At 67.6% G+C, this 12,320-nt stretch carries 9 protein-coding genes, 1 pseudogene and 1 riboswitch; of the genes and pseudogenes, 6 read left to right on the forward strand and 4 right to left on the reverse strand.

Going from position 1 to position 12,320, the window contains the following annotated elements:
* The coding region (locus tag U9978_RS14575; RefSeq protein WP_322761662.1) for a trehalose-phosphatase at positions 1-500 on the forward strand (500 nt) is incomplete at its 5' end.
* Positions 501-588: 88 nt separating this feature from the next.
* Here the strand turns inward: U9978_RS14575 and U9978_RS14580 are convergent.
* Positions 589-2,094: a trehalose-6-phosphate synthase gene (locus U9978_RS14580; protein WP_322761663.1), complete on the reverse strand. Its 1,506-nt coding sequence runs from the start codon at positions 2,092-2,094 to the stop codon at positions 589-591.
* A 536-nt stretch (positions 2,095-2,630) separates the two neighbouring features.
* On the opposite strand from U9978_RS14580, the gene mptB reads away from it, so the two are divergent.
* Positions 2,631-4,154, forward strand: coding sequence for a polyprenol phosphomannose-dependent alpha 1,6 mannosyltransferase MptB (mptB, locus tag U9978_RS14585; RefSeq protein WP_322761664.1), 1,524 nt, complete (start codon positions 2,631-2,633; stop codon positions 4,152-4,154).
* 328 nt (positions 4,155-4,482) lie between these two features.
* A pseudogene (locus U9978_RS14590) lies at positions 4,483-5,220 on the forward strand (glycosyltransferase 87 family protein); the annotation flags it as partial.
* 276 nt (positions 5,221-5,496) lie between these two features.
* Here U9978_RS14590 and U9978_RS14595 read toward each other — a convergent pair.
* Positions 5,497-6,312 carry an HAD family hydrolase gene (locus U9978_RS14595; protein ID WP_322761673.1) on the reverse strand — a complete coding sequence of 272 codons (816 nt, stop codon included), beginning with the start codon at positions 6,310-6,312 and terminating at the stop codon, positions 5,497-5,499.
* A 142-nt stretch (positions 6,313-6,454) separates the two neighbouring features.
* Complete coding sequence (locus tag U9978_RS14600; RefSeq protein ID WP_322761665.1) at positions 6,455-7,444, reverse strand: glucosyl-3-phosphoglycerate synthase; 990 nt, start codon at positions 7,442-7,444, stop codon at positions 6,455-6,457.
* A gap of 2 nt (positions 7,445-7,446) precedes the next feature.
* A riboswitch (SAM riboswitch) is annotated at positions 7,447-7,564 on the forward strand.
* 9 nt (positions 7,565-7,573) lie between these two features.
* Between U9978_RS14600 and thrC the strand changes: the two genes are divergently transcribed.
* The gene (gene thrC / locus U9978_RS14605) at positions 7,574-8,851 is read left to right on the forward strand and encodes a threonine synthase (RefSeq protein WP_322761666.1); all 1,278 of its coding nucleotides are present in this window, start codon (positions 7,574-7,576) and stop codon (positions 8,849-8,851) included.
* A gap of 136 nt (positions 8,852-8,987) precedes the next feature.
* On the opposite strand, the gene U9978_RS14610 is transcribed toward thrC, so the two are convergent.
* On the reverse strand, positions 8,988-10,196 hold the full coding sequence (locus tag U9978_RS14610; RefSeq protein ID WP_322761667.1) for a hypothetical protein: 1,209 nt from the start codon (positions 10,194-10,196) through the stop codon (positions 8,988-8,990).
* A gap of 220 nt (positions 10,197-10,416) precedes the next feature.
* On the opposite strand from U9978_RS14610, the gene U9978_RS14615 reads away from it, so the two are divergent.
* Both U9978_RS14615 and U9978_RS14620 read left to right on the forward strand, forming a co-directional pair.
* Complete coding sequence (locus tag U9978_RS14615) at positions 10,417-11,568, forward strand: sensor histidine kinase (RefSeq protein ID WP_322761668.1); 1,152 nt, start codon at positions 10,417-10,419, stop codon at positions 11,566-11,568.
* On the forward strand, positions 11,565-12,266 hold the full coding sequence (locus tag U9978_RS14620; RefSeq protein WP_322761669.1) for a response regulator transcription factor: 702 nt from the start codon (positions 11,565-11,567) through the stop codon (positions 12,264-12,266). The genes U9978_RS14615 and U9978_RS14620 overlap by 4 nt, the downstream gene beginning before the upstream one ends.
* The last annotated feature ends 54 nt before the right edge of the window (positions 12,267-12,320 follow it).

A 12,320-nucleotide genomic window follows, 5' to 3' on the forward strand; every position in this document is an offset into this window, starting at 1 on the left:
CGAGCCCCGAGCCACTACCCGGGGTCGCTGCGGTCAGGGCCGCCCTGCCGCGGGTGCTTGAGGACGCGCCCGCCGGCACCGTGGTCGAGGACAAGAAGCACGCGCTCGTCGTACATGTGCGTCGCACCTCCGACCCGGAAGCCTCCCTGGCGGCTCTCACGCCCGCGTTGACCAGCCTCGCCGCAGACCACGGGCTCGAGGCTGCGCCCGGCAAACGGGTACTGGAACTGCGTCCGCCCGGCCACGACAAGGGACGGACACTGCGCGACCGGGTGGCGGAACTGGGTGCCCGCTCGGTCCTGTTCGCAGGTGACGACATCGGCGACCTACCGGCTTTCGACGCGGTCGACCAGCTGCGGGCTACCGGGGTGCCGGGTCTGACCGTGTGCAGCGACGGTCCGGAGGTTCCGGCTCAGCTGCGGGAACAGGCAGATCTCGTCGTTCCGGGTCCGGAAGGGGTGATCGCGCTGCTGCACCTTCTCGCCGACCGCATCGCCTGAGAGCGCCCGGCAACAGGGGCGTTTTCTCGCCGTCAGGCAAGCGCCGTCAGGCAAGCGCCGTCAGGCAAGCGCCGTCAGGCAAGCGCCGTCAGGCAAGCAGGGCCTCGAGCTGCTCTCGAAACCACCGGCGCGGGGGAAGCCGGCTGGCGACGGCGGCGAGCCGCTCGCACCGGCGACGCCGCTCGTCAGCGGTCATCAGCAGCGCGGCGTGCATGGCGGCCGCCGTCTCACACACGTCGAACGGATTGATCACCAGTGCATCGGCGGCCATCTCCGCGCACGCCCCGGCCTCGCGGGACAGCACCAGCGCGGCCCCGGACCTCGACAGCACGGCGCCTTCCTTGGCAACCAGGTTCATCCCGTCCCGGATCGGATTCACCACCAGGACCTCGGCGAGTGACAACGCGGCCAGCGACCGTGGATAGTCGTCGTTGACCTCGAGCCGGAGCGGCAACCAGGAAGCGGTCGCGAACTCGTCCTCGATCTCCGCCACGATCCGCTGGACCGCAGCCGTGTACTCGCGGTACTCGGGAAGATCGTGGCGTGACGGGTAGGCGCACACGATGTGCACCACCTGGCCGCGCCACCGTGGATGCTGACGCAACAGCTCCCGGTACGCTTCCAGACCGCGGACGATGTTCTTCGACAGCTCGGTCCGATCCACCCGCACGATCACCCGGCGACCGGCGATCAATTCCCCCATCTCGGCGGCGCGGGCAGCGACGTCATGCCCGTGAGCGCGCTGCGCCAGGGCGGCTCCGTCGACCCCGAGCGGGTGGACGCCGATCCGGACCACACGGCCGCGGTATCGCAGCCGCGGCAGGCCCGTGGTGCCGGCCGTCTCGACGTCCCGGGCTGTCTCGATGTCCTGGTCCATGACGATGTCGGCGCCGAGTATCGCCCGGGCGCACCGACAGAACGCCTCGGCCCACGCGGCGGTCAGAAAGCCCAGCTGGTCAGCGCCGAGCATGCCGTCAAGGACCGCGCGGGCGACGTCATCCGGCAGCATCCGGAAGTACTCGGGCGGCGCCCACGGGGTGTGACTGAAGTGCGCGATCCGCAGATCCGGCCGGAGGCGACGCAGCTGCGCGGGCGCAAGAGTCAGGTGGTAGTCCTGGATCAGTACGGCCGCGCCGGGTGCCGCCTCACGCGCCAGCGCCTCGGCGAACATCGCGTTGTAACGTTCGTACGCCAGCCAATCCTGCTCGAACGCCGGGCCGAAAGACGGCTGGGATGCCGGCGCATACAGAAGATGCAGGACGAACCAGAGTGTCCGGTTGGCGACGGCGTTGTAGGCCCGCTCGAACACGACCCGGTCCACATCGAGCATGCACACCGCGGCGCCGCCGGTGTCATGGCCAGCGAGATCGAGCCGTCCCTGCGGGGCCAGGCGGGTGGCCCGCCGATCGGCTTCGGTCAGCGCCGCGCAGACCCACACCAGCCCACTGCCACCGGTCGTACCCCCGGACGTGGCATCCTCGCCCGCGACCGCATGCAAGCCACTGACAAGCCCGCCACCGCCGCGACGCGCGGTCAATGAGCCATCATCGTCCGCAGTGAACGCCACCGGCCCGCGGTTGGAGGCAACGAGCACACGGGCCGTCCCGATAGGCGCGGAGCGTGCCAGTTCGTCAACCCCCGTGATATGACGCACACCCGGAGACTAGGGCATGCCTTCAGGATCTTCACCAGGCCATCGCGTACCAGGCCGCCCCACGCCGGCCCGACCCGGTGCGATCACACCTCGCCCACGCGTCGGCCACACCAGCCACACCGGACTGAATCCGATAAAAACTTACTATATGGTAGTAATCTACGATTCGCTATCACTGCTACATGACATCACTGCTACATGACACCGGCGCCACATGACAGTAGTGCCACATGACAGTAGTGCCACATGACGGTCCACCGACTGACAGCCCGGAGTTAACCTACTTTTCGACGGAATCAACATAAAATGTCATATGACTACGGTTGTCTCGTGTGCCGTGCCGCGCACGCGAGCAGATGACAGAGGCAGGGTCCAGGCGGCCCTCCGCGGGCGTCATCCAGCGGGGCGGTAGCGTCCCGACCACGTACCCTCATGACGGCTCAAGCCGCACGAAACCGGCCGAGTTCGGGTGGCGCATGCCCGGCGGGCACAGTGAGCCGCTCCTACCCGGGCTGCTCGGGCTCGCTGGCGTGTGCCTGGTCGTCGCCACGGCGGGGCGGCTCGCGCTGCGTTCCGGGGTCGAACTGCCTACCGACTGGTTCGGGTTACTCATCCCGGTTCGACTCGATCGTGCGTCAGCCCTGCCCGCCTTCATGCTCATCGGCGTCGCGCTCCTCGTCGTCGGCTGGTTGCAGCTGTGCCTGCTGACCAGAAGGGGATCGATCTCGCTCCGTCAGACCGCGATCGTCATCGCCGTCTGGTGTCTGCCTATCGCTGTGGGTCCACCTATCCTGAGTCTGGACGTCTACAGCTATGTGGCGCACGGCGCCATGCTCACCGCCGATCTCAACCCGTATCGGAATGGTCCGATTATTCTGGGTCACCAACCCAGCTTGCTCGCGAGCGACCCGGTTTGGCGGATGTCCCGGGCACCCTACGGGCCCCTGGCGCTCGCCCTGCTCAAGGGCGCCTATGCGCTGTCCGGCGGGACCGTGGTGGGAACGGTCCTGATCCTGAGGGCACTCGCGCTCGCCGGTGTCGTCGTGATTCTCGGGTGCGTCGCACGGGCCGCGGATCCCCAGCGACGGCCACTGGCCCTCGCCGCTGCCGGCAGCCCGGTTGTCATCCTGCAGCTCCTCGGCGCTATCCACCTCGAAGCAATCATGGTGGCGTTGCTTGCCGTCGGCCTGCTGGCCGCCCGGGCAGCGCGCCCGATAGCGTCCATGATGTTGCTTACCGCGGCTACCGCGGTGAAGTGGCCGGCGGCGTTCGCAATCGTGGCGGTCGCCGTGTGGCATGCAGGAACCCCGGCACCGGGCACCCGCCCGCGCAACACCGGTCCTCCCGACGCCCGCCAGCCGAATGCGCAGGCACGGCTCTGGGCACGGATGCGGCCGGTGGCGCGCGACGTCGGCGTCGTCGGCACATCCGGGCTGGTCCTCGTCCTGCTGATTCCGGACGGGCTCGGCTGGTTACGTTCGGCGGCAACTCCCGCCTCGGGCCTCACGCTGTACGCACCGACGGTCGGCCTTGCCGACGGGCTCGCAAGGCTGGGCGACATCGCCGACATGAAGATCCAGTTTGCTCAGGCGCTCAACCTGACCCGGACCGCCGGCATCGTGCTCACCGCCGGGGTGATGCTGCGACTGTTGGCGACCATCCGCGCACGTGACCTCACCGCTACTGTCGGCTGGGGCCTGCTGACGCTGGCTGTTCTCGGCCCCGTCCTGTACCCGTGGTATCTGACCTGGGGGCTCATACCGCTGGCCATGGCAACCGGCCAGGTCCGCATGAGCCTGCTCGGCACGGCGTCCGCGGTCGGCGCGTTTCTCGCCCTCCCACACTGCGAACTGTTGTTCGCCAACCTACCTGGAGCCACACCGTGGCTCCAACGCCAGGCGCCGGTGATCGCGATCAGCACACTCGCCCTCGTGCTGATCGCGGTGGTGGTACTCACACGGCGCCGGGACAGCTGGTCCACGACGACCCTCAAGCGCTGACATCGGCCGGCACCGGCGCCCCGCAAGCGTCGGCCCCGCAAGCGCTGGGATCGTCAGACGATGGGATCGTCAGGCGCTGGCATCGTCCGACGCCGGCATCCTCAGGTGCCCCGGCACCTGCGGGTGCCGGTAAGGATCCAGACAAGACGCCCGAACACGAGAAGGGAGGACGGGCATGCGCGCGCGCCTGAACACGGCCACGGTCCTGCTCGGCGTCGGCCTGCTCGCCCTGGTCGGCCTACTCGCGTTCGGAACCCGCATCGACCTGGCCGTGTACCGCCTGGGCGGCGACGCGTTCCTGCATCATCTGCCCCTATATGACCAGATCATGCCCGGCACCGGCCTACCCTTCACCTACCCGCCGTTCGCCGCCGTGCTGTTCGGCCCACTTGCCGTCCCGCCGAAACCGGCAGCACAGGCCATCTGGGCGCTGGTCCTGCTGACCTGTCTGGCGGAGCTGACCCGTCAGGTGCTCGGCGCGGCCCGCACCGACCCGCTCAAGTCCAGGCCGCCTGCGGTCGGGCGGCCAGCGGTACTGGCCGTGGGCCTACTGGCTGTGGGCCTACTGGCCGTGGAGCCGATCCGCAGCAATCTCGCTTATGGCCAGATCAACATCCCGCTCATGCTATTGATCATTCTCGATCTGCGTCGCAGGTCCGGGCCGCTGCCCTCAGGTGCGCTGATCGGCATTGCCGCGGCGGTGAAGCTCACTCCGTTGATCTTCGTTCCCTACCTCTTCGCCATGGGCAGGCGCCGGGACGCGGGCGTGGCCGCGCTCTCCTTCGGCGCCTGCTCCGCGCTGGCAGCCCTGGCCACCCCGGCGGACTCAGTGCGGTTCTGGACCAGACTGGCGCTCGACCCGTCTCACGTCGGCGGGATCGCGTATGCGGGCAACCAGTCACTGTCCGGTGTGGCGACCCGCCTTGCCGGTCATGCCGTGCACGACGAGATCTGGTTTCAACTGGTGACGCTGAGCACCGCAGCCGCCGGGATCGGACTGGCGGTGGTGGCCACCCGCCGCCACGAGCCCCTGCTCGGCTGGACGGTGTGCGGCATCACCGGACTACTCGTCTCGCCGATTTCCTGGACCCACCACTGGCTGTGGGCGCTGCCCGCGCTGGCCTGGTTGGCCGGCCCGACCGGGCCACGCGGGGGGCGGCTCGCGGCAGTCGGTGGCTTCGCTCTGCTCGTCCTGGCTCCGATGTGGTGGCTGCCGTACGAGCACGACCGCGAGTACTCCTGGCACGGCTGGCAGCTGCTGGTCGGGAACTCCTACGCGATCGCGGCCGTCCTCTTCCTGCTCGCCGTCGTCGGACACCTGGCGTCTCGGGCTGGCAGCGGATCAGACCGTGGCGGGCCGCGCCGTCGGCAGCGCCGAGCGGACCGCACCAGCCCATCCGGAACCGAGCGTGCCATCCTCCACGACAACGTTGTCGTAGCCCGGCAACAACCCGACGAGATCGGTGTGTCGCAACGCGTTGGCGACCAGGTGCATGCGACCGACCTGGTCGGCCATGGCCAGGTCGCTGGCGGAGTCGCCGATCGCGATCGCCTGCTCCGGACGGAACCCGCGGCGGGCCAGGTCGAAGGCCACCGCGGCACCCTTGCTGACGCCCTCGGGAACGAGATGATAGACGTGCGGGACATCGTCCAGAGCCGGCATGGCAGCCCACGAAATGATGCCGTTGTCCCGGATGGTCAACCAGTCGAAACCCTCCGCCACGAGCCATAGGTTCACCTCGGCTACGTCGACGTTGCCCCGCAGCATGATGTCGACCTCGCGTCCACGGTGCCAGGGTCGGTACAGCTTCAGGCGTCCCGGATACCGCGCGACCAGCGCGGCAAGGAGCGGATCCGGTATCTGGTCCAGATCGGCTGGCATGGCTCCACGCAGGACCTGACTGTGCCGTCCATGATCCCAGCCGACGATCGCCCCGAGCTCGGCTATGAAGCCGTCCGCGCCGAAGATCGCACCGGCTTCGACCAGCTGCGGCCTGGTCCGGCCGCTGACCAGCACCAGCGCGATGCCCGCCTGGTGCAGGTCGATGAGGGCGCGAGCCGGATCAAGGGTGGTGGAGTGGTCCTCGTTCCGGAAGAAGCACCCGGCCGGCCCAAGCATGGTCCCATCGAGATCGGTGTAGACGACCCGGATGCTCATCAGCGATGTCCTCCTGCTCGTGCCGCTGGCGCTGGCGCTGGCGCTGGCGCTGGCGCTGGCGCTGGCGATCTTTCGAGGTTTGTACGCCGGAATACCCTTTATTAATCTTACAAAGTTCGAAAGATCGAATCTTCGATTCTCATCACGGTCCATCCCTGCGGAGCGCCCTGCGAGCGACATACTCCGGAATTGTGATCATCGGGGCACGTTCCCGCACCTCAACCCGGTGGGTGTGCGGCTCGAACCCGCCGTCACAGCGACGGAACTGGGTCAGCGTCTGCCCCGGAGCCGGGCCGTGGGCACCCAGCCGGGTCCATGCCGTCTGGATGATCTCGGCCGCCATGCGTCCGAGAGCTTCGTCGGGCTGGTGACGGTGGAGCTTTCGTCCGACCTCGACCTGGGCGATCGCATCCGCTCCGGCGAGGGAGAGGACGTCCACCAGCTGGGCGAACTCGACTCCGTAGCCGGAGACGAACGGCAGCCGCTCGAGCAGTGCCCGACGGCCGGCGAACTCGCCCGCGAGCGGTTGCACCAACCCGGCCAACGCCGGCCAGTGCATGTTGAGCAGGGGGCGCGCGACGAGTTCGGTGACCCGCCCACCACCGCCGGGCAGCAGGCCGCCCGCCAGCGGCCGGTCGTAGGACGCCTTGACATAGGACACCTCCCGCTCGGTCAACAGGGGCCCCAGCAGCCCGGTCACCACCTGGGCGTCGAAGTCCTCCAGGTCCGCGTCGATGAAGACCACGATGTCCCCGGACGAGGCGTACAGAGACTTCCACAGGGCTTCACCCTTGCCCGCGATCCGCCCGTGGCCGGTCAGGATCCGCTCCTCCACGATCACTACCGCACCCGCGGCGGTCGCCTCGGCCGCGGTCGCGTCGACCGACCCCGGATCGATAACAATGATCTCGTCGACGAGCGGCACCCCGACAACAAGATCGCGGTGGATCGCAGAAACGATCATGCCGACCGTGGCGGCCTCGTTCAGCGCGGGCAACACCACGCTGATCGGAGCCTCCTTGCGGGCCAGCAACCGGACGGGCGAAAAGTCACGCCCGTCATACGTTCGACGCTCGAACCAACGGTGCACATCACGCCGCACTCGGTCTACAGTACGGACTGACAACTTCATCCGGCTCATCCAGAGGGGCAGAGGGACCGGCCCAGTGAAGCCCCGGCAACCACCCGCATCCGTGCGAGGCAGGTGCTAATTCCGACCCGAGACGCAACCGGCTCTCGGGAAAGATGAGGAGTTTCACCCATGACAGTCGCTCCCGAGCGCCCCGTTACGATCGGTTCGCAATCCGCCAATCCGGCGGTCTCCCTGGCGTGCCGGCACTGCGGCGCCACATTTCCGCTCTCCCCGACGCACGTCTGCGTCGAGTGTTTCGCCCCGCTGGAGATTGCCTACGACGAGGCCCTGCTGCGCCGGGTCACCCGGGCATCCATCGAGGCCGGGCCCACCAATCTGTGGCGCTATGTCGGACTTCTTCCCGCCGGCCACGACCCGGCGTACCGGGTGTCGCTCGGAGCCGGCTGGACGCCGCTGCGCCCGGCTCCCCGACTCGCCGCGGAACTCGGAATGCGGGCACTGTGGGTCAAGGACGACAGCGCGAACCCCACCCACTCCTTCAAGGATCGGGTCGTCTCGGTGGCACTGTCGGCCGCTCGCGAGCACGGTTTCGTCACGGTCGCCTGTGCCTCCACCGGCAACCTCGCCCAGTCCGTGGCAGCGCATGCCGCGTCCGCCGGGTTGCGCTCAGTGGTGTTGATCCCGCACGATCTCGAGGACGGCAAGACCGTGTCAACCGCGGTCTACAGCGGCACGCTGGTCGCGATCGACGGCAACTACGACGACGTGAACCGCCTGTGCAGCGAGCTGTCCGGCGAGTACGAATGGGCGTTCGTCAACGTCAACGTGCGGCCGTTCTACGCGGAGGGCTCCAAGACTCTCGGCTACGAGGTCGCCGAGCAGCTCGGCTGGCGGCTGCCCGAGCAGGTCGTGGTGCCCATCGCCTCCGGGTCGCTGCTGACCAAGATTGACAAGGCCTTCGGTGAGCTCGGCCGCCTCGGCCTGGTGGAGCCGACGCCGTACCGGGTCTTCGGCGCGCAGGCCGAGGGCTGCAACCCGGTCGCCGCGGCCTTCGCCCGCGGGGTTGACACGGTTGCCCCGGTGAAGCCGTCGACCATCGCCAAATCCCTGTCGATCGGCAACCCGGCGGACGGCCCGTACGCACTCGACGTCGCCCGACGGACCGGCGGTGCGATCACCGATGCCACCGACCCCGAGATCATCGATGGCATCCGCCTGCTCGCCCGTACCGAGGGCGTCTTCGGTGAGACCGCCGGCGGCGTCACCGTCGCCTGTCTGGCGCGGCTGCTGCGCGAGGGGCTGCTCGACCCGGACGCCGAAACCGTCATCTTCAACACCGGGGACGGCCTGAAGACCCTCGACCCGCTGGTGTCGACAGGCCGGCCGACCGCGACCATCCGCCCGTCCCTGACCGCCTTCGAAGCCGCCGGCCTCGGCGATGGCTGAAAGGCCTCCGGCGGCGCACAAACATCATCGCGCCGCCTTCGGCCCTGCCGACTGAGAAGCCTCCGGCGGCGCACAAACATCATCGCGCTGCCTTCGGCCCTGCCGACGACTGAACGGCCGCCTGAGCCTGGAAAGATCAGCTGAGCGACCCGAGCATCATGACGACATCGGCCGGAACCGGGCCGATGTCGGCGGGTTCGCTCTCCTTTCCGGCGACGGGAACCGAATAGAGCGACGACGCACTGTTGCGCTTCGAGGTGAAGTACAGCTTGTCTCCGAGCCGCACCGGAGAACCGCTGTACCGGTCGTTCGCCGGCAGCACGATGCGCATCTCGCCGGGAACGCCGGCATCCGAAAGGGATACGATCCCGAAGCGTTCCCCGACATAGGTCGTCGTGCTGTAACTGAGGCCGTGACCGAAATCAGTACGGCAGAGGATCGTGCGGTTGTCCAACCACTGGTCGGGATCGCACTGTTCGGCGAACCGCCGGTCACCCACCACCGGGCCCACCACCTTTTCGGAGTCGATCTGCAGGACGTCTCCGGAAGAGGATCGGATGATGATGTCGTGCGGAAACCCGGTCGGATCACTCGACCCGTTGGCGGGATAACGCAGCATCGCCATCAACCCGCCGTCCGGCGACGGAAGGTACTCGACCTCCGCCTTGAAAGACGTCGCGACCTTCCGCGTGGCAACCGGCCACGACTGGTAGGTGCCTTCCGGTAGAACTCCGATCTCTGCCGGAGCGGCACCGGCCTTCGCGTCCACCGTGAGGATTCGCCTGTCTTCGGTGTAGTACATCCGGTCGTCGTCCCGGCCGAATGCCAGGCTGCCGCGCCGGTGGGACGTCGAGGAGAAGGACGAACTGTTTCCGACGACCGTGGTGAAGGCACCCGTACCGTCCACATAGCCGATGTTCTGGGTTCCGTCCGCGTTTCCCCGTAGTACCGCGAGTCGAGACCACGCCCGATCGAACATGGAACGGATCTGCCACGCGGTTCGGGGATCATGGCTTGTCGCGTTGTCACAGCTGTAGAGAGTGCTGTCGGTGGACGTCAGCGGAAATGTGCGCGTCTCGACGAGAGAACCGTCATCCGGCGAGAGGAGCAGCAGACTGAAGCCCGCACCATGGGTGTTTCCCATGCCCGAACATCCCAGTGCAACCAGAAAGGCGCGTGACGGCGGGTTGGAGGCCGCTACCGGCGTCGTGGCGACGGGTGTCACCGGGCCAGCGCTGGCTGTGGCATCGGAACGCGCGGACACCACCCGACCGCCACCCCCGCATGCGGCCAGACTGACAAGCACGGCCAGTCCGACCAATACGGCTACGGCGGGTTCGCTCACCCTGCAATACACGGCCACCTGCGCCCCTGACTTTTTTCGCTCGCGACCGGATGACGGCGGGTGCCCCCCGACACCCGCCGCTGACCACGATGGACGTTGACCACAATGGTGGAACATGATCCACGTTCGGACCCGGAAAATCCCAGGGTAACCTACACCCCCGAACCGGTAGCGTCGACATTCATTGTCGATGATTTGATGATGAGAGGGTGTCCACGGTTTGCCTGTTGACAAAATCTACGCACTGCCCACATCCGAAGCCGGGGTCGAGCGTGGGCTAGTCATCACCTACATCGGCCTGCGCTGCTTCAATATCATCCAGGTCGCAGTGGGTCTGCAGCTGATCATCGAGCGGACCGACCATCAAATGCTCACGGTCGCATCTCTGAGCTTGCTCGTAGCGGAGGCGGCCGTGGTCAGCCGGCGCATCTGGCGACGCGGACGATTCGACGAGTCTTGGCTCGGCATTGTCGACCTTTCGTTCGGCGTGCTCTTTCTCATCAGCGTCATGATTTTCGTCACTACCGGAACCGCCTCGTCCAGCTGGGGGAACCCGGGCTTCGCCACAACCATCCCGATGGCCTCGGGCGCGGCCATCGTCTTCCGCCGCTGGTGGCAGACACTCGCCGCCGCCAGCCTGCTGTGCACGGTTTTCCTGATGACCAGCCTCCCGGCGGCAGGCGACCACGATATGCGCCTCACCACACTCACGAACTCGGTGGCCTATATCGGCTTCGCTGTTCTCGTCCGGCTCGTCGCCGGGTACACCCGAAGGCTCGGCCGGGACGCGGACTCCGCCCGGTCCACAGCGGTGGTGTTCGCCGCAGAGGCGGAACGGCTCCGGGTACAGAAGCTGATCCACGACCCGGCATCGGCGCTGGAACTGCTCGCGGCCGATGACCTTAATGAACACGCTCGGGCCGTCCTGCGACGCCAGGCCCTGCGGCTCGCCGCTGAAATGCGCCATTACCTCGGCACCCAGCTGCGGCGTTCCAGCGGCGTCATCGCCGAGCTTGAGGCCGTCGCGGACGAATTCGCCGACCTCGATCCTGTTCTAAACGTCGACCTCGCCCGCGACACCATTCCAGCGGCCGATGTGGATGTCATCAGTAGTGCTGTCCGGACCCTGTTGTTCAACGTCCGCCAGCATGCTCAGGCCCGCGAGGTCGTCATCCATGCCGAGACCGAGGGAAACAGCTGGGAGGTGTGCGTCCGCGACGACGGCATCGGATTCGATCCGAACACCCGCCCGGAAGGCTTCGGCCTGTCACAACAGGTATATGCGGCGATCGCGTCCATCGGGGGCCAGGTCGAAATCGAATCGGCACCCGGAGAAGGGACGTTCGTACGGCTTTCGAGGGAGAAGAAATGACGACAGCAGACAAACGCGATAAAGCGTGTTTGCGCCGTATCGGCGTGGTCGACGATGAGCCAGTCTACCGGGACTCACTGCCGCTGCTGGTACCGGAGCTGAATGTGGTTGTCGCTGCGAGGACCGTCGACGAGTTCCTGGCCCTGGCGCCGCGTGTCCTGGCTGTGCAGCCCAGCGCCGACACGCTGGACGCAGTCCTCGTCGACCTCGACCTGAGCGGCAACAGCGGCCGTCCCGACCCCGTGCACGGCCGCCGCGCGGTCGCGGCGGTCGCCGAGGCCGGCTACCGGGTACTCATCTACACGGGGCAACGCCGGCCGCTGGTGCTCGCGGGCTGCCTTGGCGTGGGCGCACGGGGAATCGTCCACAAATCCGAACGCCCTGCGCGGCTGGTCGACGCCGTCGACGCGATCGCAGCCGGCCGAATGGTGCTCACCACCGCGGTGACCGGCCTCGCGGAGGCGGTCAGCCGGACCGGAGTCCTGCCCGACCTCACCGACAGGCAACGTGAGGTCCTTCGGGCACGCGCCCGCGGCGAGCCGTACACCAGCATCGCCAAACGCCTCTACATCGATCGGAAGACCGTCGAGGAACACATGAGTCTGGTGGCCCGGAAATTCTCCGACTACCTACGTGACCACAGCCCGGCGGATCTGGAACGCGAACTCGGGATCGGCTCCGGCGACCTCATGGAGTGAGCGCCGACGCGATCGTCAGGCCGTTGGTGGAGACCGCGCCGAGGACCTCGATCT

The organism is Protofrankia sp. Cr2 (assembly GCF_963555885.1).
Taxonomy (GTDB): Bacteria; Actinomycetota; Actinomycetes; order Frankiales; family Frankiaceae; genus Protofrankia.

Bases quoted from the DNA above. Each gene is read 5' to 3' on its own strand.
- U9978_RS14595 (WP_322761673.1), bottom strand. From the start codon at position 6,312: ATGAGCATCCGGGTCGTCTACACCGATCTCGATGGGACCATGCTTGGG.
- U9978_RS14620 (WP_322761669.1), top strand. From the start codon at position 11,565: ATGACGACAGCAGACAAACGCGATAAAGCGTGTTTGCGCCGTATCGGC.
- mptB (WP_322761664.1), top strand. From the start codon at position 2,631: ATGCCCGGCGGGCACAGTGAGCCGCTCCTACCCGGGCTGCTCGGGCTC.
- U9978_RS14600 (WP_322761665.1), bottom strand. From the start codon at position 7,444: ATGAAGTTGTCAGTCCGTACTGTAGACCGAGTGCGGCGTGATGTGCAC.
- thrC (WP_322761666.1), top strand. From the start codon at position 7,574: ATGACAGTCGCTCCCGAGCGCCCCGTTACGATCGGTTCGCAATCCGCC.